The sequence below is a fragment of the Actinocorallia aurantiaca genome, from assembly GCF_039533685.1.
GTDB classification, from domain to species: domain Bacteria; phylum Actinomycetota; class Actinomycetes; order Streptosporangiales; family Streptosporangiaceae; genus Actinocorallia; species Actinocorallia aurantiaca.
Genome location: NZ_BAAATZ010000012.1, coordinates 209171 through 231449, shown reverse-complemented (window position 1 = coordinate 231449; position 22279 = coordinate 209171). Strand labels below are relative to the sequence as shown.

The 22279-nt window shown below is 71.2% G+C and carries 20 protein-coding genes; 15 read left to right on the top strand and 5 right to left on the bottom strand.

Features of this window, described 5'->3' with window-relative positions; genetic code table 11:
* Positions 1 to 5: 5 nt before the first annotated feature.
* Complete coding sequence (locus ABD327_RS16160) at positions 6 to 1514, bottom strand: alpha/beta hydrolase (protein WP_344451201.1); 1509 nt, start codon at positions 1512 to 1514, stop codon at positions 6 to 8.
* A complete protein-coding gene (locus ABD327_RS16155) occupies positions 1511 to 2182 on the bottom strand; it encodes a response regulator transcription factor (RefSeq protein ID WP_344451200.1) in 672 nt (223 codons plus the stop codon). The genes ABD327_RS16160 and ABD327_RS16155 overlap by 4 nt, the downstream gene beginning before the upstream one ends.
* 313 nt (positions 2183 to 2495) lie before the next feature.
* Between ABD327_RS16155 and ABD327_RS16150 the strand changes: the two genes are divergently transcribed.
* The 10 genes from ABD327_RS16150 to ABD327_RS16105 all read left to right on the top strand — a co-directional run bounded on the left by ABD327_RS16150 (position 2496) and on the right by ABD327_RS16105 (position 11309).
* Positions 2496 to 2738, top strand: coding sequence for a Flp family type IVb pilin (locus ABD327_RS16150; RefSeq protein ID WP_344451199.1), 243 nt, complete (start codon positions 2496 to 2498; stop codon positions 2736 to 2738).
* A 21-nt stretch (positions 2739 to 2759) separates the two neighbouring features.
* Positions 2760 to 2930: a Flp family type IVb pilin gene (locus tag ABD327_RS16145; RefSeq protein WP_344451198.1), complete on the top strand. Its 171-nt coding sequence runs from the start codon at positions 2760 to 2762 to the stop codon at positions 2928 to 2930.
* 58 nt (positions 2931 to 2988) lie between these two features.
* Positions 2989 to 3390 carry a TadE family protein gene (locus ABD327_RS16140; protein WP_344451197.1) on the top strand — a complete coding sequence of 134 codons (402 nt, stop codon included), beginning with the start codon at positions 2989 to 2991 and terminating at the stop codon, positions 3388 to 3390.
* Entirely contained in the window at positions 3378 to 4532 is a 1155-nt protein-coding gene (locus tag ABD327_RS16135) for a pilus assembly protein TadG-related protein (protein WP_344451196.1), read from the top strand. The genes ABD327_RS16140 and ABD327_RS16135 overlap by 13 nt, the downstream gene beginning before the upstream one ends.
* An 18-nt stretch (positions 4533 to 4550) precedes the next feature.
* The gene (gene cpaB / locus ABD327_RS16130; protein WP_344451195.1) at positions 4551 to 5315 is read left to right on the top strand and encodes a Flp pilus assembly protein CpaB; all 765 of its coding nucleotides are present in this window, start codon (positions 4551 to 4553) and stop codon (positions 5313 to 5315) included.
* A gap of 12 nt (positions 5316 to 5327) precedes the next feature.
* Positions 5328 to 6512: a CpaE/TadZ family protein gene (locus tag ABD327_RS16125; RefSeq protein ID WP_344451194.1), complete on the top strand. Its 1185-nt coding sequence runs from the start codon at positions 5328 to 5330 to the stop codon at positions 6510 to 6512.
* Positions 6509 to 7924 carry a TadA family conjugal transfer-associated ATPase gene (locus tag ABD327_RS16120; protein ID WP_344451193.1) on the top strand — a complete coding sequence of 472 codons (1416 nt, stop codon included), beginning with the start codon at positions 6509 to 6511 and terminating at the stop codon, positions 7922 to 7924. Before ABD327_RS16125 ends, ABD327_RS16120 begins: the two co-directional genes overlap by 4 nt.
* On the top strand, positions 7921 to 9609 hold the full coding sequence (locus ABD327_RS16115; protein WP_344451192.1) for a type II secretion system F family protein: 1689 nt from the start codon (positions 7921 to 7923) through the stop codon (positions 9607 to 9609). The genes ABD327_RS16120 and ABD327_RS16115 overlap by 4 nt, the downstream gene beginning before the upstream one ends.
* Before the next feature lies 1 nt (position 9610).
* Positions 9611 to 10522 carry a type II secretion system F family protein gene (locus ABD327_RS16110; protein WP_344451191.1) on the top strand — a complete coding sequence of 304 codons (912 nt, stop codon included), beginning with the start codon at positions 9611 to 9613 and terminating at the stop codon, positions 10520 to 10522.
* 115 nt (positions 10523 to 10637) lie between these two features.
* Positions 10638 to 11309, top strand: coding sequence for a response regulator (locus ABD327_RS16105; protein WP_344451190.1), 672 nt, complete (start codon positions 10638 to 10640; stop codon positions 11307 to 11309).
* Here the strand turns inward: ABD327_RS16105 and ABD327_RS16100 are convergent.
* Complete coding sequence (locus ABD327_RS16100; protein ID WP_344451189.1) at positions 11264 to 13288, bottom strand: spermine/spermidine synthase domain-containing protein; 2025 nt, start codon at positions 13286 to 13288, stop codon at positions 11264 to 11266. The two genes, ABD327_RS16105 and ABD327_RS16100, sit on opposite strands and share 46 nt — an antisense overlap.
* A gap of 165 nt (positions 13289 to 13453) precedes the next feature.
* On the opposite strand from ABD327_RS16100, the gene ABD327_RS16095 reads away from it, so the two are divergent.
* From ABD327_RS16095 to ABD327_RS16085, 3 genes are all read left to right on the top strand, one after another.
* Positions 13454 to 14392 (top strand): hypothetical protein, encoded by a 939-nt coding sequence (locus ABD327_RS16095; RefSeq protein ID WP_344451188.1) that lies wholly within the window; start codon positions 13454 to 13456, stop codon positions 14390 to 14392.
* Between the two features lie 85 nt (positions 14393 to 14477).
* Positions 14478 to 15617, top strand: coding sequence for a CaiB/BaiF CoA transferase family protein (locus tag ABD327_RS16090; RefSeq protein ID WP_344451187.1), 1140 nt, complete (start codon positions 14478 to 14480; stop codon positions 15615 to 15617).
* A 138-nt stretch (positions 15618 to 15755) separates the two neighbouring features.
* The gene (locus ABD327_RS16085; RefSeq protein WP_344451185.1) at positions 15756 to 17576 is read left to right on the top strand and encodes a substrate-binding and VWA domain-containing protein; all 1821 of its coding nucleotides are present in this window, start codon (positions 15756 to 15758) and stop codon (positions 17574 to 17576) included.
* On the opposite strand, the gene ABD327_RS16080 is transcribed toward ABD327_RS16085, so the two are convergent.
* A complete protein-coding gene (locus ABD327_RS16080) occupies positions 17573 to 18694 on the bottom strand; it encodes a hypothetical protein (protein ID WP_344451184.1) in 1122 nt (373 codons plus the stop codon). The genes ABD327_RS16085 and ABD327_RS16080 overlap by 4 nt on opposite strands.
* 119 nt (positions 18695 to 18813) lie before the next feature.
* Here ABD327_RS16080 and ABD327_RS16075 point away from each other — a divergent pair, with 119 nt between their 5' ends.
* Entirely contained in the window at positions 18814 to 19302 is a 489-nt protein-coding gene (locus ABD327_RS16075) for a hypothetical protein (protein ID WP_344451183.1), read from the top strand.
* A gap of 4 nt (positions 19303 to 19306) precedes the next feature.
* Here the strand turns inward: ABD327_RS16075 and ABD327_RS16070 are convergent, their stop codons facing one another.
* A complete protein-coding gene (locus tag ABD327_RS16070; RefSeq protein ID WP_344451181.1) occupies positions 19307 to 21130 on the bottom strand; it encodes a phosphoenolpyruvate carboxykinase (GTP) in 1824 nt (607 codons plus the stop codon).
* 465 nt (positions 21131 to 21595) lie between these two features.
* Here ABD327_RS16070 and ABD327_RS16065 point away from each other — a divergent pair.
* Positions 21596 to 22279: HAD family hydrolase (locus tag ABD327_RS16065; RefSeq protein ID WP_344451180.1), on the top strand; the 684-nt coding region annotated here is incomplete at its 3' end.

The following is a 22279-nucleotide window of genomic DNA, read 5'->3' as shown; positions in this document are numbered from 1 at the left end:
CGGGATCAGTAGTCGGGGCCGCTGTCGGAGCAGCCACTCGAGGGGGGAAACGTCCCTCCGATCAGGTAGTCGTCCACGGCCCGGTTCACGCAGGCGCCCCGTCCGTAGACGCCGTGCCCTTCCGCCTCGTTGGCGAGAAGGAACGCGCCGGAGAAGCGCTCGGCGACGGACCGGGCCCAGATCATCGGGGTGCGCGGGTCGCGGGTGTTGTTGAGCAGGAGAACGGGCCCGGTGTCACGCGGTTCGATCGCCTTCTGAGGGAGGGACGCGGGCTTCCAGTAGGAGCACGCGATGGTGTTGTTGACGTCGGCGAAGATGGGCGACCTTCCGGCCATCCAGGCGATCTGCCCGTCGGTGGCGCGCTTGCGGCGGGTCTCCTCCGGGGTCTCCAGACAGGTGACGGCCATCCACGCGGGGATGCTGGAGTCGTAGAGGCCCTTCGGGGAACGTCCCCGGGCGGTGTCGGCCAGCCGCCGGAACAGCCTTCCCTCGCCCCGTGCGGCCTCGGCGAAGGCCTGCCGTCCGGTGCTCCACAACCGGGGTTCCATCGCCAGGAGGACGGCCGCCGTGTGGATGTCGGTGTCGCTCACCTTTCGCCGGTCCGGGCTGCGGAGGTGCTGCTCGTCGGTCCTTCCCAGCAGCTTCCACACGTTGGAGCGGGCCTCCTTGAGGGTGCTCCCGAGCGCGCACCCGTGCCGGACGCAGCTGTCGAGGAACCGGTTGAACTCCTCGTCGAGGGCGATCAGCTGCTTCTCCTGCACCTGGCCGGCCCAGTACGCCGAGTCGACGACCGAGTCCAGCACCATCCGCCGGATCCTGCCGGGGAAGAGCCCCGCGTAGACCTGGCCGAGCTGCGTCCCGTAGGAGGCCCCGTAGTAGTTGAGCCGCCGGTCGCCCAGCACGGCGCGGAGGATGTCCAGGTCGCGGGCCACGTTCTGGGTGCCCATGTGCGGCAGGAGCCAGCCGGACTTGTCCTGGCACTCCTCGGCGTAACGGCGTGACATCGTCCGCAGCCTCCGCCGTTCGGCCGGGGTGTCGGGGGTGGAGTCGGTGGCGTGGTAGCGGTCGAGCTGGTCGTCGTCCAGGCAGCGGATGCCGTTGCTCTGGCCCACTCCGCGCGGGTCGAAGCCCACGATGTCGTAGCGTTCCCGGACCCGGGGGGTGAAGGCGTCGCGTGCGGAGCGGGCGAAGGCCACTCCGGACTCCCCGGGCCCGCCGGGGTTGACCAGCAGCGAGCCGAGCCGGGGGCCGGCGGCCTTCAGCCGGGTCACCGCGATCTGCAGCGTCCTGGCCTCCGGGTCCCGGTAGTCCAGCGGCACCTCGACGTCGGCGCACTGGAAGCCCTTGTGCCCCTTGCAGGGCCGCCACTCGGGCTTCTGCTCGTAGAAGCGCCCGAGCGCGGCGGTGTCGATGGTCCGGGCGGGTTCGGGCAGGGCGGGCGCGGGCCTGCTCTGGCAGGCGGCGGCGCCGAGCAGGACGAGCGGCAGGAGCAGGGCCGGGAGCAGGGGGTTCAACGGCGCCTCGCGGCCCGGCACTCGACGGGCCTGGTTCCGGCGGGCTCGTCGCTGACCAGCCCCATCCGCAGCGCGGTCATGACGGCCTGGGTCCGGTTGGTGACGCCGAGCTTGTCGTAGATGCGGGCGGTGTAGGTCTTGGCGGTGTGCGGGCTGAGGTTCATGTAGTGGCCGATCTTGGCGATCGGAAGCCCCTGCATGAGCAGGCGGAGCGTCTCCCGCTCCCGCGGGGTCAGCAGGTCCCTGCCGCGCCGCCGGTGCTCGAGCGCCTCGGCGAGCCCGTCGGCGGTGAACGAGCCGGGCGCCACGGCCGCGTGGCGGATCGCCGTCACCACCTGGGAGACCGGCGCCGCCACCGAGACGAACGCGCTGGCCCCCGCCTCCATCGCCCGGAACAGCGGGACGGACGCGCCAGCCTCGCCGAGCACCACCACCCCGAGCCGCTCGTCGAGTGAGCGCAGTTTCCGGGTCAGTTCGAGCCCGTCCCCGTCCGGGAGGGAGATCGCGGTGACGACGACGTCGGGATGGTACGTTCCCGCCCGCTCCAGTGCCTCGGGGACCGACGCCGCGGTGGCGACGAGCTCCAGGTCGGAGTTCTCGCCGATCAGACGGGTCAGGCCGAACCGGCACAAAGTATGGTCGTCGACCACCACGACGCGCACTGCCACTGCGGACCTCCCATGAGTCGGGCCCATTCTCAGACAAAAGACGCCCAACGCAAACCACCGGTTTACCGAAGGCCACTCAGAACTTATCGGTTATCGGTAATTGCGAACTGTCGCTAGAGTGATATAGCGCCCTGGTGTCGCGATCTGTTAGGGGCTCTCTGACAGCCCCCCTTTCGGGTGACATGTCGTCCGTTCGGGTGATGACATAAGGCCAAAAGGTGTCTTTCGCCAAAGCCGGACAGTCTCCAAGCTGGGCCTTTGTCGAGTCCGGGTGGTGACCATGCCCGGGCGGCTTCCGGAAGGATCCCCCGAAATGATCAACAAGGCAGTGATCCGGCTGCACGTCGGCTACCGCGCACTTCGGGACACGGTGCTCGAGCACGAGCGGGACCGGGGCGCGACCGCGGTCGAGTACGCCCTGATCGTCTCCCTCATCGCCGTCGCCATCGTCGGCGTCGTCGCGGCGCTGGGCGGCACCATCACCGAAATCTTCACCACGACCAACGATCAGATCCAGGGGCCCGGCGACGGCGGCAACCCTCCGGCCGGAGGCTGACCGGCCGACGTGTCATCGGGCATGACGAGTGACCGCCGGGGCGACCGGGGCGCCACGGCGGTCGAATACGCGTTGTTGTGCGCGCTGCTGGTCGTCGTCTCCGTCGGCGCGGCCAGGGCGCTGGGCGGCGGCCTGGACGGGCTGGTCCACCGGCAGGCCGGCCAGGTCAGCGCGGAGGCGACGCCCCCGTGAGCCGCCGTTCCCCCATGAGCCCGCCCGTAACACGCCGGACGATCCCGCAGGAGGTGAAGTGCGTCCCCCCGAACGCGAGGCAGGAGCCGCCGCGGTGGAGTTCGCGCTCCTCCTGCCGGTACTGCTGCTGGTCGTCTTCGGCATGATCGACACCGGGCTCTGGCTCAACCAGAAGATCACCGCGACGAACGCGGCCCGCCAGGGCCTGCGCTCCTACCAGCTGAGCGAAGGCGACCCGGCGGCCAAAGCCGCGGCCGGGCGCGCGGTCATCGACCGGCTGGTGGGCCGGACGCTGCCGCCCGGCTCCGTCACTTTCACCCCCTGCGCCCCCGTCGACGGGGGCGGGCTGCGCACCGCGACGGTGAGCTTCACCTACGACTCCGAAGCCGCCGTCGGCTTCATCCCGGGCTGGGACACCCTCGAAATCGGAGGACGAGCGGAATCACCATGCGAGGACTGATGATCCGGTTGCGCGGGGACCGCGGGTCGATGGCCCCGCTGGTCGCCGTGCTGCTCACCGGCGGCATCCTGTTCGGCGCCGCGGCCGTCGTCGTCGACGTCGGCCGGATCTACGGCGAGCGGGAGGAACTGCAGAGCAGCGCCGACGCCGCCGCGCTCGCCGCCGTCACCGCCTGCGCCCAGGGGGCGGGCACCCGGCAGTGCACTCCCGAGGCGCTGCTGGCGGCGGCCGCGCCGATCGCCGAGCGCAACGCGTCCGACGGGGCGGTCGACCTCCTGCCGGTGTGCGGGAGGCAGCGCGGCGCCGCGCTGGTGGGGCAGTGCCGACCCGTGCCGGAGAACCTCTCCGGCTGCGTCGGGGAGCGTCCGAAGGAGGGGAACTACTTCGAGGTCCAGGCCAGCACCCGTCAGCGCGACGGCTCCCGGCTGCTGCCCCCGACCTTCGCCCGCGCCCTCGCCGGAGAGCCGGAGGGCACCACCGTCGCCGCCTGCTCCCGGGTCACCTGGGGCGCGGCGCTGGGCGTGCCCAAGGCGTTCAAGATGATGGTCTCCGAGTGCGCCTGGGAGGAGCTGACCGGCAACGGGACCCTGGTCGCCGCCAAGCCCACGGCGTTCCCCTGGAACCCTCCGGGGAACGAGGTCGTGCTCCGCAACGAGGTCGCCGGATGCGGCGGCCGCGACCTGGGCTTCTTCATCGGCCCCCAGGTGGTCACCTGCGTCGACGGGGTGGAGACCGGCCGCGACTACATCGGCTTCGACCTGGAGAACCTGCTGGGCGTCGTCGGGGCGGGCGGCATCGGCGCGCTCTGCGGGATCCTGGCCTCCCTGCAGGACTTCTTCGCCTACATCAGGGACTTCATCCTCGGGACCTCCCCCGAACTGCGCGTCGTCTACCTCCCCGTCTACGAGGACGACCCGGACCCCTTCCTCCTGCTGTTCCAGCGCTACCGCGTGATCGGCCTCGCGCCCTTCGTCATCACCGGCGCGAACCTGGGCCTCTACCGCTACCCGCCCCTGGGCCAGGGGCCCGTGCCCTGCACCCCCAACCCCTGCCTGAAGGGCCACTTCGTCAAGGACACGATCAAGGGCCCGTTCGGACTGCAGGACGACTACGGCCTGAGCAGCCTCAAGCTGGCCGGCTGACGAACGAATGAAGGTCGCATGAACCGTCGGCTCATCTCCGTCATCGTCGCACTGGTGCTGGCGGGCGCCGGAACCCTGGCCGTGCTGGCCTACGCCCGCGCGGCCGACGACCGGGCCGCCGAGCGCAGCCGCCCGGTGAGCGTGCTGGTGGCCGCCCGCCCCATCCCCGCGGGGACCGAGGTGGCGAAACTGGAGAGCGGCGGCTACCTGCGGCTGCGCAACTACCCGGCGGGGGCCGTCCCCGACGACGCGCTCTCCCGGCTCACCGCCGGCGACCAGGGCCTGATCGTCAACACCGCGGTCGGCGAGGGCGCGCTGATCACCCGCTCGCTGATGGAGGAGAAGGAGGCCAGCCAGGCCTTCGCCATCCCCGAGGGCAGGATCGCGCTCACCGTCGAGATGGGCGAGCCCCAGCGGGTGGCCGGCTACGCCAAGCCCGGCAGCAAGGTCGTCATCTTCATCTCGCTGAAGCAGGTGAAGGCCCGCGGCTCGGGGTCGGCCAGGATCGAGGCCACCGAGCAGCGGGTCCGGATCCTGATGTCGGACGTGCCGGTGCTGGCGGTCGGCCCGGCCAGCGCGGACGGTACCGAGCAGGACAACCGGGGCGACCGGGCGCTGGTCACCCTCGGGGTGACCCAGGAGCAGGCGGAGCGGCTCATCCTCGGCGCCACCCAGGGCACGGGGGAGGGCGAGGGCAACGCCCTGTACATGGGCCTCCAGACCGATTCCTCGGAGCTCGACGTGAAGAGCCCCGGCGTCAGCAACTTCACCATCGTCAAGTGAACCGGAGGAGGCATGCCCGTCATCTGTGAACCCGACGAGTCCGTGGCGAAGCGGCTGGCCGCCGGCTTCCGGGAGCACGGACGGATCGTCCGCACCCTGCGGGCCGTGGACGAGCGGCTGGCCGCGGACCCCGCGGAACTGGTCGTGATCATCGGCCCCCATGTGGAGCTGTCCGGCGCGTTCGCCTTCGCCGCGGCCCGCCGCTCCGACCGCCCCGAGGTCGGGGTGGTGCTGGTGCGGGAGAAGGTTGACGTGGGCGTCATGGGCGAGGCGATGCGGGCGGGCATCCGCGAGGTGGTGCCCGACCGCGACTTCCAGGCGCTGATGGACGCCTGCCGCCGCTGCTGGGAGGTCTCCCGGGGCATTCAGAAGGCGGGCCGCCCCGAGGCCCCGCCGTCCCCGGGCCGCGACGGCAAGATCGTCGTCATGTTCGCGGCCAAGGGCGGCTGCGGCAAGACCGTCCTGTCCACCAACCTGGGCGTCGCGCTCGCCGAGCGGGAAGGCCTGCACGTCTGCCTGGTCGACCTGGACCTGGCGTTCGGCGACGTGGCGATCATGCTGCGGCTGAGCCCGCAGCGCACGATCGTGCACGCCGTGCCGATGGCGGGGCGGCTGGACGAGACCGGCATGCAGTCGATGCTGGTCCGGCACGAGTCGGGGCTGGCGACGGTGCTGGCGCCCGTCTCGCCGGGGGAGTCCGAGCAGGTCTCCGGGCCGCTGGTGACCGAGCTGCTCGGCATGCTCAAACGCAGCTTCGACGTGGTCCTCGTCGACACCCCCTCCCAGCTCAGTGAGCACGTGCTGGCCGCGATGGACGTCGCCGACCGGCACCTGCTGCCGGTCACCCCCGAGGTGACCGCGCTCAAGGGCCTGCGGGTGACCCTGGACATGCTCGACCTGCTGGGCTACCCGCCCGCGGCCCGCTCGTTCCTGCTGAACCGCGCCGACATCAAGGCCGGCCTGTCCGTCGCGGACATCGAGAAGGTCGTCGGCGCACCGGCCACCGTGCACCTGCCGCACAGCCAGGACGTCCCCGCCTCGGTCAACCGCGGCGTCCCCCTGGTCCGGCAGGATCCCGGGCACGCCTTCAGCCAGGCCGTCGCCCGGGTGGCGCTGGCCGTCACCGAGGGGAACGAGGCAGTGCGCGATCCCGGCGGCCGCAAGCTCTTCCGGCGCTCCAGGGCGGGCCGCGGATGAGTTCGCTGAGCGAACGGCTGGCCCGGCTCAACGCCACGATCAAGGAGGGGGCCGACCAGGCCGAGCCCCAGCCCACCGCCGCGCTGGCGGTGTCCCCGCCGGGGCGTACGGGCCGCAGGTCAGGCCGGCCCGTCGACCCCTTCTCCGGGCTCAAGCGCAGGGTGCACCAGTCCCTGGTGGAGACGCTCGGACCCAAGCTGTACGACGCCAACCTCAGCCCCGGCGAGCTGGAGCAGCGGGTGCGCACCACGCTGCAGCAGGTCATCGAGCAGGAGCAGACCCCGCTCACCCTGCTGGACCGGGGCCGCGTGCAGCAGGAGGTCCTCGACGAGATCCTGGGCCTCGGCCCGCTGGAGCCTTACCTCAACGACCCCGAGGTCTCGGAGATCATGGTCAACGGGCCGGGCCAGATCTACGTGGAGCGGGCCGGCCGGATCCATCTGGCCGAGGGCGCGTTCGCCGGGGAGGGAAGCCTGCGCCGGGTGATCGAGAAGATCGTCTCCCGGGTGGGGCGGCGCATCGACGAGTCCAGCCCGATGGTGGACGCGCGGCTCCCCGACGGCAGCCGGGTCAACGCGGTGGTCCCGCCGGTGGCGATCGACGGCTCGCTGCTGACCATCCGCAAGTTCTCCGCCGACCCGCTGACCGTCCACGACCTCGTCGGCTTCGGCACGCTGACCCCGCAGGTCGCCGAGCTGCTCGCGGCCTGCGTGCGGGCCCGGCTCAACATCGTCATCAGCGGCGGGACGGGCTCGGGCAAGACGACGACGCTGAACGTGATGTCGTCGTTCATCCCGGCCGACGAGCGCATCGTGACGATCGAGGACGCCGCCGAACTCCAGCTCCGCCAGGAGCACGTGCTGCGGATGGAGTCGCGGCCCGCCAACGTCGAGGGACGCGGCGAGGTGACGATCCGCGACCTGGTGCGCAACTGCCTGCGGATGCGGCCCGACCGCATCGTCATCGGCGAGGTCCGCGACGGGGCCTCCCTCGACATGCTGCAGGCGATGAACACCGGCCACGACGGGTCGCTCACCACCGTCCACGCCAACGCGCCGCGCGACGTGCTCTCCCGGCTGGAGACGATGGTGCTGATGTCGGGCATGGAGCTGCCCGTCCGGGCGGTGCGGGAGCAGATGGCCTCGGCGATCGACCTCATCGTGCACCAGTCCCGGCTGAAGGACGGCACCCGTCGCATCACACACGTGACGGAGGTGTCCGGCATGGAGGGCGACATCATCACCCTGCAGGACCTGTTCCTGTTCGACATGCGCGCCGGGGTCGACCAGTCCGGCCGCTTCCTGGGCACGCTGCGCTCCACGGGGCTGCGGCCCCGCTTCCTGAGCAAGCTGAGCGACCTCGGCATCGCCCTGCCCCACGAGATCTTCGGCTATGAGCAGGCGCCGTGGTGAGCCGGGGGCGCGCGTTCCGCGCGGTGGTCCTCGCCGTGTCCTTGACGTTCCTGACGCTCCTGACACTCCTGGCGTTCTGGCCCTCCACGGCGTCGGCCCGCGCCCCGGAGCGCACCGTCGTGATCGTGCTGGACAACGGGCCCGCCATGACGAAGACGGGCCTGGAAGCGGCTCGCCGGGGGGTGGCGGGACTGGTGAAGGCGCTGCCCGCGGACGTGTCCGTCGGCCTGGCGCTGCCCGGCGCGTCCCTGGCGCCCGCGACGGACCGCGGACCCCTGCTGGCCGCCGTGGAGAAGACCGCGCTGAGCGGGCAGGGCCGGGTGCTGGACGCGATGGCCGGCGCGCTGGAGGCCCTTCCCGCGAGCGGGGAGCGCCGGCTCGCGGTCGTCACGGCGGGGAAGGACACGGCGTCCCGCGCGGGACTCTCTGCGCTCGCGCGGGACGTGGCGTTGAAGGGCGTGCCGGTGGAGCTCTTCGGGGTGGGCGAACCCGCCGCGAAGAGTCCGCTGCTCCGGCGGCTGGCGGCCGCACCGGGCAGCCGGGCCCGAACCGCCGGGAACGCCGGGGAACTGGTCTCCCTGATGGAGGAGACGGGACGGAGCATGTTCGGGGCGCCCGCGGCCGTCGCCGAGCCTGCGACCGCCGCCTCCGTCACGTCCGAGGCGGCGGCGGTACCGGACACGCGCCCCGTCGCGGATTCCTCGGGGATCGCGGCCGGGCCGGCGCTCGGCCTGCTGCTCGGCTTCTGCTTCGCGGCGGTCCTGGTAGCGGCCTACCTCGTCGGCGACGCCTTCTTCGGCCCGCGTTCGGACATCACGCACCGGATCGAGCAGTACCGTCCGGGCTCGAGCCGGTCCGGCGGCGGGCGGGCGCGCGGCGCGGGAGAGCTCCTCGGAGGCCTGCTGGAGCTCAGCAGGAAGCTGGTGCAGGCCACCGGGAGGAGTGACAAGATAGCCGGCCAGCTGGCCAAGGCCGGCTGGTCGTTCGCCCCGCACGAGTGGGGTCTGGTGCGGGGCGTCGCCTGCCTGCTGACGGTCATCGGCCTGTGGCTGTTCACCGGCAACCTCCTGATCGCCCTGATCCTGGGTCTCGGCCTGCCCCTGGCGGTCGCGCGGATGGTGCTGTCGAACGCGCGCGACCGCAGGGTGCAGGCCTTCGCCGACCAGCTTCCCGACGCCCTGGCGATGATCGCGGGCAGCCTGCGCTCGGGCTTCACCGTGTCGCAGTCGCTGGAGCGCCTGGGCGCCCAGGAGGTGCAGCCGCTGGGCGTGGAGATGGCCCGCGCCCTGGCCCAGACGAAGATCGGCGTCTCCGTCGAGGACGCGCTCGACCAGGTCGCCGACCGCATGGACTGCTCCGACCTGCGCTGGGTGGTGATGACCATCCGGATCCAGCGGGAGGTCGGCGGCAACCTCGCCGACGTCATCGAGACCACGATGGAGACGATGCGCGAGCGCACCCGGCTGCGCCGCCACATCCGGGCCCTGTCGGCCGAGGGCCGGATGTCGGCGCAGGTGCTCATCGCGCTGCCGATCCTGCTCACCGTCGGGCTGGCGCTCTTCCGGCCCGAATACCTGAAGCCCATGTTCGAGTCGCCTCTGGGAGTGCTGATGCTGGTGTCGGGAGCCCTGCTGGTGGCGGTCGGCTGGTTCTGGATCAGCCGCATGATCCGGATCGAGGCCTGAGGTGGGGGCGGGGCTGCTCTACGGCGGGTTGGCCGGCGTGTTCCTCGGCTCCGTGCTGCTGGTCCTCACCCTCGCCCCCGGCAGGGGGGACGAGAAGGACGGGGTGGCGGGCGCCGTCCGCTCCATCGAGCACGACTACACCGGGCACGGCCGCCCCCTCGCCGAGGGCGGAGCCGAGTCCTCGCTCATGCGGCGGTTCCGCTCCCTGGCGCTGCGGCTGTCCCCGGCGGGCGTGGTCGGCGCGATGCAGGAGCGGCTGGACAGGGCGGGCAATCCCGGCGGCTGGTCGCCCGAGCGCCTGCTGTCGTTCAAGGGATTCGGGCTGGTGGCCGGGGCGGCCGTCGGCCTGCTGTTCATGCTCCGCGCGCCGGGCTACGGGCCGCTGCTGGTTCCGGGCTTCGGCGCGGCGGGCTTCTTCGTGCCGGACGTCCTGCTCTACAACCAGGGCCTCAGGCGCCAGGAGGACATCGGCCAGACCCTGCCGGACGTGCTGGACCTGCTGGTGGTCAGCGTGGAGAGCGGGCTGGGCTTCGACGCGGCGCTGGCCCGGGTGGGCCAGAACACCCGGGGCCCGCTCTCCGCCGAACTGGTCCGGGTCATGCAGGAGGTGCAGATCGGCAAGTCCCGCGAGGAGGCGCTGCGGGCCATGTCGCACCGCTCGTCGGTGCCGGAGCTGCGGACGTTCGTCGGCGCGCTGGTGCAGGCGTCGGACCTGGGCATCCCGATCGGCAAGGTGCTGCGGGAGCAGGCCGGGGAGATGCGGGTGAAACGGCGGCAGAGGGCCGAGGAGCGGGCGCAGAAACTGGCGGTGAAGATCACGATTCCGGTGGTCTTCTGTCTGTTCCCGGCGATCTTCCTGGTGCTGTTGGGGCCCGGGATCATCGCTTATCTCTCAGGTTCGGGCCTGCGCTGAGCGAATGGTCGCGAAGGGGTCACAGCTAGGTCACCAGCCGGGAACTCGCCACTGTGCCGCATATCGAGATGTTTAATCTTGAAATGTTCGTTACAGAAGGTGATGAAGGGGTCAAATGGGATTTCGGCTGGCAGTGATCGACGGTCACACGCTCTGCCGCCACGGGCTGGCCGGGGTGGTGGAGGGCCACCCCGACCTGGAGATCGTCGGCGAGGCGTCCTCTCTCGCCGAAGGGCGGGCCCAGGTGGCGCTGCACCGGCCGGACACCGTGGTCCTGGCCGCGGCGCTGCCCGACGGGGACGGGCTCGGCCTGTGCCGCGAGATCCGGGAACTGCACCCGGACACGGGCGTGGTGGTGATGGCCTCCTCCGACGACGACGCCCCCCTCTTCCGCGCGATGGAAGCCGGGGCCAGCGCCCACGTCTCCCGCTCGGCCGACCTGCCCGAACTGCTGGCCGCGATCCGGCACGCCGCCGTCGCGCCCGGCTCCTTCACCGCCCGCGGCCTGGCCCGGGCGCTGGCCCGGCGCGGCACGCGCGAGCGGCTGCTCAGCCCCCGCGAGCTGCAGACCCTGCAGCTGATGGCGCAGGGCCTGTCCATCGCCGAGATCGGCCGCCGGATGCACCTGAGCCACTCGACCGCCAAGACCTACACCGCCCGGATCTACGACAAGCTCGGCGCCGCCAACCGGGCCCAGGCGCTGATGGCCGCGCTGCGCCTGGGCCTGGTGGAGGAGCCCGTTCAGGCCGGCGCGGCGCGCCGTCCCGCGGCGAAGGCCGCCAGGTAGAGCAGCGCGGCCACCAGCAGCAGGAAGTGGTAGCCGGTGGCCAGGCCCAGGTACTCCAGGCACCCGCCGATCATGGCGCCCAGCAGGTTGGCGCCGAACGCGGTGGTCGCGTCCGCGGTCCCCTCGAACCTGCGGGCGAAGATGATGTTCGCGGCGAAGATGGGGAGGAACGCGACGACGACCGCGGCGACCGCGCGCAGCGGGACGGGCAGGGTGAGCAGCCACGGCTGGGGCACCAGCCAGGCCAGTGCCAGCCCCGCGAACAGCAGCCCGAACATGACCGGCGGTGAGGGCGTGCGGAACCGGCGCGTCACCTCCACCGCGGCCAGCACGGCGACGAGGACCCCGGCGAACACCACCGCGTTGACCACCCAGGTGGTGCCGAACAGCAGCGCGAACCCCGTGATGCTCTTGGTCTCCAGCAGCATGAAGGCGGCCCCGAGCAGCACCAGGTCGCCGTAGGGGCGCATCTGGCGCAGCGGCCCGCCGAACACCCGGACCATCAGCAGCGACACCGCGAGGATCAGCCCGAGCACGGCCAGGTGCAGCCCGGGGACGCCCGCTTCGCGCAGGTAGAGGAACGGGCGGTCGTCGGTGGCGGGGGCGACGGACGACTGGTCCTGCCAGCGGGCCTCGCAGGACTGCGCGGCCTCCGACGTCCCGACCGTCATGACCGCGAGCTGCCCGGCCTGCGACGGCACGTCCAGGCAGGGGGAGTGGCCGAAGACGGAGGCCGCGGTGCCCGCGAGCCGGTCCACCAGCCAGCGTTCCCGGTAGAAGTTGTACATCGCGAAGGCGCCGCCCTCCTTCAGATGCCCGCGCGCGGACTCGAACGCCTCCCTGGTGAACAGGTAGGACTCCAGCCGCAGCGCGCCCTGCCCCGGGACGAGGGTCAGCGAGTCGGGGAGGGCGAAGAGGATGAGGTCGTACTCGCGCGAGGTGGAGGACAGGAACGCCCGGCCGTCGTCGACGTGGACGTGGACGCGCGGGTCGGAGTAGGGGCGGTCGGGGTTGCGCTCGTCGCCCAGTTCCTTGAGGCGGGGGTCGATCTCGACGGCGTCCACCCGGGTCGCGCCGTAGGCGAGGGCGATGGCCACGTCCGTGCCGGTGCCCGCGCCGACGATCAGCACGTCGCGGTGCGGGTTGGCGGGCGTCCGGGTGTAGGGGTAGCCGTAGAACGGCGACTCCTTCAGCCGGTACCCGGCGTCCCAGACGCTCTGGTGCGGCACTCCGTTGGAGGTGATGTGGGTGCCCTGGTGGTCGTACCAGGTGGCGGCCCGCCAGGTGAGCTTGCTGTAGGGGGACCACAGGGTCTGCGGCACCGACGACTCCGCGGCCAGCATCGCCACCAGTGAGAGCGCCGGGACGACCACCAGCATCCGGCGCAGCCACCCCCGGGGCGCCAGCAGAACCGGGTAGACGACCGCGACGATCGCCCCCCACACGACCGGAGGCGCGTAAAGGAAGGACAGCGCGGTGAACGCCCCGATGCCCAGCAGGCTGCCGACGAGGTCCCAGCGGTAGGCGTCCAGCCGCTCCAGGTCGGCGAAGCACTCGGCGACCAGTTGCGCCGGCCCCATGAGGACGGCCGCGACGGCCAGGAAGACGACCGGCAGGACGGCCCAGGCCGGAGGCCCTTCCAGAGCGACGGCGGTGAAGTAGATGACGTCGCTGCCCGACCGGTTGATCGTCACCGGAAAGCTCAGGACGAACCACACCAGAGCCGTCAGCGCGAACAGCGACGCGTACGGGCGTCCGGGGGAACGTCCCGCCCGGAGGAAACCCACTCCGATCCCTAGGAAAGAGCCAAGAAGTACGAAATTGCTGAAATAGGCGAGATGGACGACGTTCGAGCCGGTCCACCGGATCAGCGCCAACTCCAGGAAGAGCATCAGCGCGCTGCCGGCGACCAGCCGGACCCGCACCCGGGAAGGGGAGCGGACCGGCGATTCCGGAGGTGATTCCTCAAGGCTGTTCATGGCGCTCTCCGGTGCGGGGGGTGGAGACCGAACCTGTCGGGACAGGATCTTTCACCATGGATCGCCGGAGCGACAGGTAAACGAAACTCCAATTCGGCACGCTCCCGCCAAAGGTGTTCCTAGCCTGACCGTCGATCCGGCAGATCTCAGAGAGGTCCCCACACCATGACGGACAGCGCAGCCCAGAAACGCCACCGGGAACTGATACGGCTCTCGTATCTGATCCTGCCCGGCGGGGGTTCCCAGGAGGCACGGCTGGCCCTGGCACGGCGGATCGTCGAGCGCAACCTCCCGCGCCGCCCCCTCGGCCCCCAGGCCCACGCGGAGGCCAGGGTCAGGGTCTTCCGCCAGTCGATGCGCCCGCCGCGGCGGCTGCGGCGGCCGGCGGTCCGCCCGCGCGCGGGCGGACCGCCGGGAAACGCGGCCCTGGCGGCCCTGACCCCCGAGGAGAGGGTGGCCTACGTCCTGAGCCGGGTGGCCGGGCTGCGGCGCCATGTGGTGCGCGAGCTCCTCGCCGACCTCGGCGTCCCCGGCAGCAGGGAACTGCTCGACCGGGTCGACTCCATGGAGGACCTGCGCGTGGTCGCGCCGGCCGCGGCCGTCCACGTCCGCTCCCGCAGGTCCTCCCGGCTGCCGGTGCTCGCCGCCTGCGCGGCCACCTGCGCCCTGGCAGGCGTGGCGATCGTGCAGGAGCGCCACGTCCCCGCGGCGGCCGTCCGCACCGTGGAGCCGTCGCCCTCGCAGGCCCCGGCGGCCTCGCGGCTCCCCGAGCCGACCGAGGTGCGCTACTGGCGGGGCAGGCTGCCCGGCGGCGCAGGGCCCGGCGAGCTGCTGTGCCGCCACACCCCGCTCCCCGGCGGCGGCTTCGAGCGGCAGGGCCTGCTGGTGTGGCGCGGCGAGGGGCACGCGGCCCGCGACTGCGCCGACGGCCGTACCGGCCTGTGGTGGCGCTCGCCCGCCGGACGCTGGTTCTACCTGGCCGCGGCCGAACCCGGGACGGAGCTGGAGGTGGAGGACGGGCGGCGCAGGGGCGCGCTGTGGACGGTGCGCGGACCCCGCGGAGGGAAGGTGCCGGACCGGGAGATCCCCCTGCTGAAGGGCTGAGCGCGCGCACCCCGGGTGGTGTCAGTCTCCACTTACGCGACATGGCACACTGTCCTCGTCATCGCTAGTCAAGGGGAGGGTGCTCATGGCCGGTCCGCTGTCCGGAGTGCGTGTGATCGAACTGGCCGGGATCGGTCCCGGGCCGTTCGCTGGGATGCTGCTGGCCGATCTGGGCGCCGAGGTGATCAGGATCGACCGGCCCGGCGCCGGTCCCGGGGGTCCCGCCCTGGACAAGGACATGACCAACCGGTCCAAGCGCTCGGTCGCCGTCGACCTCAAGAGCGAGGCCGGCCGCGAGGTGGTCCTGCGCCTGGTCGAGCAGGCCGACGCGCTGATCGAGGGCTTCCGCCCCGGCGTCACCGAGCGCCTGGGCCTGGGCCCCGAGCAGTGCCTGGAGCGCAACCCGAAGCTGGTGTACGGGCGGATGACCGGCTGGGGCCAGCAGGGCCCGCTCAGCCACACCGCCGGGCACGACATCGGCTACATCGCCATCACCGGCGCGCTGCACGCCATCGGCAGGGCGGGCGGCCCGCCGCAGGTCCCGCTGAACCTGCTCGGCGACTTCGCCGGCGGCAGCATGTACCTCGTCGTCGGCGTGCTGGCCGCGCTGCTGGAGTCCAAGACCAGCGGTAAGGGGCAGGTCGTCGACGCCGCCATCGTGGACGGCACCGCGCACCTGACCACCTTCATCCACGCCTTCCTGGCCTCGGGCACCTGGCAGGACAAGCGCGGCATCAACACCCTCGACACCGGCGCGCCGTTCTACGACGTGTACGAGACCGCGGACGGCGAGCACATGGCCGTCGGGGCGATCGAGTCGCAGTTCTACGCGGAGTTCCTCAGGCGGCTCGGCGTGTCCCCCGAGGACGCGGGCCACTACGACTTCGCCAACTGGGAGAAGAACCGCGCCCTGTTCGCGGAGAAGTTCAAGGACAAGACCCGCGACGAGTGGACGGAGATCTTCGTCCCCTCCGACGCCTGCGTCGCCCCGGTGCTGAGCATGCTCGAGGCCACCGAGCACCCGTGGAACACCGAGCGCGGGGTCTTCGTGGACACCGCGTACGGGGCCAAGGAGCCCGCTCCGGCGCCGCGCTTCTCCCGCACGCCCGGCGAGATCACCGGCCCGCCGTCCCAGCCCGGCCGCGACACCCGCGCGGTGCTGACGGACCTGGGATTCAAGGACGTGGACGAACTGCTGGCCTCCGGGGCGGTCGCCGAACGCTGACCCCGCGCGGGCGGGAGCCTGTTCGGACGCCGCAATTCAGGAAGTTCCGTAGGGAACCGGCTGTATAACTTTGGCGTCAGACTTCGCGAGAAGCCGAACAGGCTCCCGGCGTCGTGCTCCTCGGTCTGGAGGCCTCCGTTGTACAACCCCCCGCCCGCCCCCGCCCCCTACTATCCGCCGTCCCCGCCCGCCCGCCGCCGGAAGTGGCCGGCGGTCCTCGCGGTTGTGGCGCTGCTGGCGGGCGTCGCGATCGGGGTGACGGCCGTCGTGGTCGTGCTGGACCCGTGGGGCAAGGCCGCCTCGTGCGGCGCGGACGGGGTGAGGCTCAACGTCGTCTCCTCGCCCGAGAAGTACGGCGTGATGAGGGACCTCGCCGCGGAGTACAGCGGCCGCACGGTCGACGGCGTCTGCGTCGAGGTCGCGGTGGCGTCCAAGTCGTCCGGCGAGGCGATGACCGCGCTGGCCCGCGGCTGGAACCCGGCCGCCGACGGCTCCGCCCAGCCCGACGTGTGGAGCCCCGCCGCCGGCACCTGGGTCTCGCTGCTGCGCCAGCGCCTCCAGGAGGAGGGCCGGACCGACGTCCTGCCCGCCGAGACCCCCGGCCTGGCCGTCTCCCCGCTGGTCATCGCGATGCCCCGGCCGATGGCCGAGGCGATGGGCTGGCCGTCGGCCCAGCTCGGCTGGGCGGACATCCTCAAGCTGGCTCGCGACCCCAAGGGCTGGGGACTGTACGGGCACCCCGAATGGGGCAGGTTCAAGCTCGGCAAGACCAACCCGAACTACTCCACCTCCGGGCTGAACGCCACGGCCGGCGCCTACTTCGCCGCCACCGGCAAGAACGACGGGCTCACCGCCGAGGACCTCGACCGCGCCGGCGTGCGCTCCTTCGTCCGCGACGTGGAGAGCAGCATCGTCCACTACGGCGACACCACGCTGACGTTCCTGTCCGGCCTGCAGCGCGCGGACGACGCGGGCCAGGCACTGAACTACGTGTCGGCCGTCGCCGTCGAGGAGATGTCCGTCCGGTACTACAACCAGGGCGACCCGACGGGCGAGGCCAGAGGGGACCACGCGCCGCCGAAGGTCCCGCTGGTGGCGATCTATCCCAAGGAGGGGTCGATCGTCTCCGACCACCCGTACGTCGCGCTGGGCACGATGGAGCCGCGCAAGCGGGCGATGGCCACGGACTTCCTGCAGTACCTGCGCGGAGAGAAGGGGCAGGCGCGCTTCGCCGAGGACGCCTTCCGGGGCTACGCCAACCAGGTCACCCCGGCCATCACCCGGGAGAACGGGCTGCTGCCCGACCAGCCCGCCCAGATGATCGCGCCGCCCGCGCCCGAGGTGCTCGCCAAGGCGCTGGACGGCTGGGAGTCGCTGCGCAAGCGCTCCAACGTGCTGTGGGTGGTCGACGTCTCCGGCTCGATGAAGGAGCAGGTCCCCGGCACGGGGCAGACCCGGATGGAACTGGCCAAGGCCTCGCTGACCAAGGCCATGGACCAGTTCATCGGGGTCGACCGGGTCGGCCTGTGGGAGTTCGCCACCAGGCTCGACGGCTCCAGGGACTACCGGGAGCTGGTGCCGATCGGCCCCGTCTCGGCCAACCGCTCGCAGCTGAAGGCCAAGGTCGGTGCCCTGCAGCCGGTGTCCGACACCGGTCTGCACGACACCGCCTTGGCCGCGTTCGAGAAGGTCCGCGCCCAGCGGGTCAACGGAGCCATCAACTCGGTCGTCCTGCTCACCGACGGGGTCAACGACGACCCCGGATCGATCTCACTCGAGACCCTGCTCGGCAAGCTGGACAAGGAGAGCGGCGTCCGCCTGTTCACCGTCGGGTTCTCCGCGGGAGCCGACCACGCCGGCCTCAAGAAGATCGCCGAGGCGACGGACGCGCAGGCCTACGACGCCAGTGACGCGGCCAGCGTCGACAAGGTCATCGCCAACGTGACCGCGAACTTCTAGCCGCCGTACGAGCCGGGCTGCACCTGGAACACCGGAAGGCGGTGGTATCCGGAGAACAGGTTGTCGTAGCCCCGGTGGTGCTCGCGGCCGTGGTCCTTGTCGTCGCCCTTGTAGTCGCCCTTGTAGTCGCCCTTGTGGTCGCGACCGTCGTGGTGGCGGTCGCGGCCCTCGTGGTCGCGGTCGCGGCCGTCGCGGTGGTCGCGGCCGTCGTGGTGGCGCCACTCGTCCCGGTGACCGCGGTCGTCCCGACCGTGGTGACGGCCTTCGTGGTCGCGGCCTTCGTGGTCACGGCCCTCGTGGTGACGGCCTTCGTGGTGGCGGCCCTCGTCCCGGTGGTCGCGGTAGTCCCGGCCGTGGTCGTGGTGACGGCCTTCGTGGTGGCGGCCCTCGCCCTCGTGGTGGCGGCCTTCGTGGTCACGGGAGTGCTCGTGGTGCCCGTGCTCGTGGTGCCCCTCGGTCCGCGGGCCGGGGCTGGAGGACCGGTGCTCGGGCCCCGCCTTCTTGTCGAGCCTGGCGTCGGACTTCTTCGGAGGAGCCTGCTTGGCGTCCTTCCTGACGTCCTTCGACATGTCCTTGGTCGACTTGACCTCGTACCCGGAGTGCTTCGAGTCCTTGCCGAAGGGCACCGTGGTGCAGAGGATGGGGTCTCCGGCCTTGCCGGTGCGCTGGTCGGTCGCCTTGCCGTGCACGACCACCGAGTTGGCGGCGCCGGCCTTGACGGCCCAGGGGCGTTCCGCGGTGACGCGGGCGCGGCCGTTCTTGTCGACGGTGAAGTCGAGCCACACCTCCCGGTCCTTCAGGCTGCCCTTGGCGGAGTGCTGGTAGTGGTCTCCGGCGTCCGTGGGCTTGGGCCCGCACCGGTCGACGTGCACGTGGGCGCCGAAGGTGCGGCCGTGGGCGCTGCGCGGGAAGTTCGAGGCGTCCAGCGTCACCTTGGTGGAACGCTGGGTGGCGCGGACGGTCACCGCGGTCAGGACCTCGGAGTAGGCGTCGTCGTAGACGAACGAGGGCCCGAGGGTCCGCGGGTCCGGCCCGGCGGCGGCGGAGGAGGAGGCGGCCAGGGAGACCACCGCCCCCACACAGGTCAGAGCCGTGGCCGCGCCGCAGAGTACTTTCATGTTCACTCCAGGATGATGACGAGCAGGGGTGTTGCCCTACTGGTCTCTCCCACCGGCCGCCACGGCAGCGCCATACGGGCGTCAACCGCTTTCCAATATCCCGGAGCCATCATGGAGAAATGCTGATTCATCTCAAGAAACTCGGCAGGGGACTGCTCGCCGCCCTGGTGTTCGGTGTTCTGTGCGGCGCGGCGGTACGTCTCCTCATGCGCTTCTTCACCCTGATCAGCGGTCAGGTCTCGGAATTCACCTGGGGAGGAACCGCGGGCATCGTGTTCGTCGCGGCGGTGTTCTACCTGCCCGGCGCGCTCGCGCTGTCCTTGCTGCGCGGTCGGTGGCGGCTGCTCGGCCACGTGCTGGTCGCGGCGACCGTCGCCCCGCACGCGGTACAGGCCGCGGCCTTCCGCGGCGACGTCCTCACCTTCTTCTGGAGCACGCAGCGGTGGGCGGTGTACTGGACGGTCCACGCGCTGTACCTGGCGGTGCTCCTGGCCTGCTGGTACGGGATCGCCCGGATGACCCGCGGACGCGCCGCAGGCAAGGCCCCCGGAGACGACGAAAGGGCCTCCGACACCGTTGGCGGAGACCCCGTCTTGGAAAAGCTCTGAGCTTTTAGAAGTCGTCGTTGAGACGCGCGATCAGAGCGTTGTACTCATCCCACAGTTCCTTGGGCAGGTGGTCGCCGAAGGACTCGAGGTGCGCCGGCATGAGGGAGGCCTCGCGCTTCCAGGTCTCCGTGTCGGCCGACAGCAGGACGTCCAGGTCCTTGCCGTCGATCTTCAGGCCATCGAGGTCGAGCGCGGCGGCGGTCGGGACGTGGCCGATGGCCGTCTTGGTCCCGTCGGCCTTGCCCTCGAGGCGCTCCACGATCCACTTCAGGACGCGGCTGTTGTCGCCGAATCCCGGCCACAGCCACTTGCCGTCCTCGTCCTTGCGGAACCAGTTGACGTAGTAGATGCGCGGAAGCTTCTCCGGGTCCGCCGAAGCGCCCATCTTCAGCCAGTGAGCGAAGTAGTCGCCCATGTTGTAGCCGCAGAAGGGGAGCATCGCGAACGGGTCGTAGCGCAGCTCGCCGACGGTGCCCTCGGCGGCGGCGGTCTTCTCCGAGGCGACGTTCGCGCCCAGGAAGACGCCCTGCTGCCAGTCGAAGGATTCGGTGACCAGCGGGACGGCGGTGGCGCGGCGGCCGCCGAAGAGGATGGCCGAGATCGGCACGCCGTTCGGGTCCTCCCACTCCGGCGCGATGATCGGGCACTGCCCGGCCGGGGTGGTGAAGCGCGCGTTCGGGTGGGCGGCCGGAGTACCGGACTCCGGCGTCCAGTCGTTGCCCTTCCAGTCGGTCAGGTGCGCGGGCGGCTCGTCGGTGAGGCCCTCCCACCACACGTCACCGTCGTCGGTGAGGGCGACGTTGGTGAAGATGGAGTTGCCCCAGAGCGTCTTGATCGCGTTGGAGTTGGTGGACTCGCCGGTGCCCGGCGCGACGCCGAAGAAGCCGGCCTCCGGGTTGATGGCGTACAGGCGGCCGTCCTCGCCGAACCGCATCCACGCGATGTCGTCGCCGACGGTCTCGACCTTCCAGCCGGGGATGGTCGGCTGGAGCATGGCCAGGTTGGTCTTGCCGCAGGCGCTCGGGAAGGCGGCGGTGACGTACTTGGCCTCGCCCGACGGCGGGGTCAGCTTGAGGATGAGCATGTGCTCGGCGAACCAGCCCTCGTCACGGGCCATCGTCGAGGCGATGCGCAGCGCGTAGCACTTCTTGCCCAGCAGGGCGTTGCCGCCGTAGCCCGAGCCGTAGGACCAGATCTCACGGGTCTCGGGGAAGTGCGAGATGTACTTCTCGGTGTTGCAGGGCCACGGCACGTCCTGCTGGCCGGGCTCCAGCGGGGCGCCGACGGTGTGGACGGCCTTGACGAACCCGCCGCGCTCCTCGATCAGACGCAGGGCGTCGCTGCCCATGCGGGTCATGATCTTCATGGAGACCGCGACGTAGGCCGAGTCGGTGAGCTCAACGCCGAGCTGGGAGATGTTGCCGCCCAGCGGTCCCATGCAGAACGGCACCACGTACATGGTGCGGCCCTTCATGGACCCGTCGAAGATCTCGCCGAAGGTGGCGCGCATCTCCGCGGGCGCGATCCAGTTGTTGGTGGGGCCCGCGTCCTCCTGCTTCTCCGAGCAGATGTAGGTGCGGTCCTCCACACGCGCGACGTCGCGCGGGTCGGAAGCGGCGTAGAAGCTGTTCGGGCGCTTCTCAGAATTCAGCCGCTTGAAGGTGCCCTGCTCGACGAGGAGGTCGGTCAGCCGTACCCACTCCTCCTCGGAGCCGTCACACCAGACGACCTCGTCCGGCTTGGTCAGCGCGGCGATCTCGCCGACCCACTCGATCAGTTCCTGGTTGCTGGTAGGTGCCGGTTTGAGCCCGGGGACCTGGTCAGACACGCCTACTCCTCACACCTCATTGGGGTTGTACGCATCGTGAACGAAGACTCGAGGTTTTGGCCAATTGGCCCAGACCAATGCGTTACTTTGCGGAAACATCATCTCACGCAGAAAAATCTCCAGACTTCTCCCGTCGGACCCGCGACGACGCGGAAGTACCGTGCTCATCCTGCGTTGTGCGGGATGAAGAAGGACATACCCATCTCTTCGCGTAGGCTCGCCGATGTGGCGTAGATCTCATTGTCCGGACCGGTGTGGACTGGACCGGCCTCCACCTGCGCAGACGGACCCGCGGTGCCGACGGACGCGATAGTTTGTAATGGCGGTTTTCAAAAGTGAAGGGCTTTCCCTAAAAAAGTCGATCCCGCCAGAAACGAGAAAGGCCGGCCCTTCTCGCCCTCCGGCGTGATTGTCAGGGAGGAAAAACCGGTTCCCTTCCGGGGGCGCCCCTGGAAGCATGCGCACATGAGTCGCCTGCACGTGTTCGACCTGGACGGCACCCTTCTGCGCGAGACCACGGCGGGGCTGGAGATAGCCCGCGGCCTCGACTGCCTGCCCGACCTCCTCCTGCTGGAGGACGCCTTCGCCCGGGGCGCGCTCGACACCCGGGGCTTCGCGGCCGGACTGTGCCGCCTGTGGCGCGACCTGGAGGCCTCCGTGGTGGCCGAGGCGTTCGCCTCCGCCCCGTGGATCGGCGGCATGCGGGAGGTCTTCGCCGACATCGCCCGTCGCGGCGAGCACGCCGTCGTCATCACGATGTCGCCGGACTTCTTCGCCGAGGGCCTCCTGGCGCACGGCCTTCGCGAGGTCGTGGCGTCCCGCTTCCCGGCCCTGCCGCTCCGCGAGGCGGCCGACCCCTCCGGCATCCTCACCCCGGCCGACAAGGTCACCGCCACCGACCGCATCCTGTCGGCGCTGGGCCTGTCCCGCCGTGACTGCGTCGCCTACGGCGACTCCGGCTCCGACATCCCCCTCTTCCAGAGCCTCCCCCACACCGTCGCGATCAACGCGACCCCGGCCCTTCGCGCCCTCACTTCCGACCACTACGACGGCGACGACCTGCGCGTCCCCTACGAAAGGGCCCGGCTGCGCCTGGACGCGCCGGAAGTCCGGTCCGGCGGAAGCGAGGCGGCCTCCGCGTCCCCGGAG

Excerpts from the sequence above, each read along its gene's own strand:
- ABD327_RS16150 (WP_344451199.1), top strand. The coding sequence starts at position 2,496 with ATGATCAACAAGGCAGTGATCCGGCTGCACGTCGGCTACCGCGCACTT.
- ABD327_RS16145 (WP_344451198.1), top strand. The coding sequence starts at position 2,760 with ATGACGAGTGACCGCCGGGGCGACCGGGGCGCCACGGCGGTCGAATAC.
- ABD327_RS16135 (WP_344451196.1), top strand. The coding sequence starts at position 3,378 with ATGCGAGGACTGATGATCCGGTTGCGCGGGGACCGCGGGTCGATGGCC.
- cpaB (WP_344451195.1), top strand. The coding sequence starts at position 4,551 with ATGAACCGTCGGCTCATCTCCGTCATCGTCGCACTGGTGCTGGCGGGC.
- ABD327_RS16125 (WP_344451194.1), top strand. The coding sequence starts at position 5,328 with ATGCCCGTCATCTGTGAACCCGACGAGTCCGTGGCGAAGCGGCTGGCC.
- ABD327_RS16120 (WP_344451193.1), top strand. The coding sequence starts at position 6,509 with ATGAGTTCGCTGAGCGAACGGCTGGCCCGGCTCAACGCCACGATCAAG.
- ABD327_RS16105 (WP_344451190.1), top strand. The coding sequence starts at position 10,638 with ATGGGATTTCGGCTGGCAGTGATCGACGGTCACACGCTCTGCCGCCAC.
- ABD327_RS16100 (WP_344451189.1), bottom strand. The coding sequence starts at position 13,288 with ATGAACAGCCTTGAGGAATCACCTCCGGAATCGCCGGTCCGCTCCCCT.
- ABD327_RS16095 (WP_344451188.1), top strand. The coding sequence starts at position 13,454 with ATGACGGACAGCGCAGCCCAGAAACGCCACCGGGAACTGATACGGCTC.
- ABD327_RS16090 (WP_344451187.1), top strand. The coding sequence starts at position 14,478 with ATGGCCGGTCCGCTGTCCGGAGTGCGTGTGATCGAACTGGCCGGGATC.
- ABD327_RS16080 (WP_344451184.1), bottom strand. The coding sequence starts at position 18,694 with ATGAAAGTACTCTGCGGCGCGGCCACGGCTCTGACCTGTGTGGGGGCG.
- ABD327_RS16075 (WP_344451183.1), top strand. The coding sequence starts at position 18,814 with ATGCTGATTCATCTCAAGAAACTCGGCAGGGGACTGCTCGCCGCCCTG.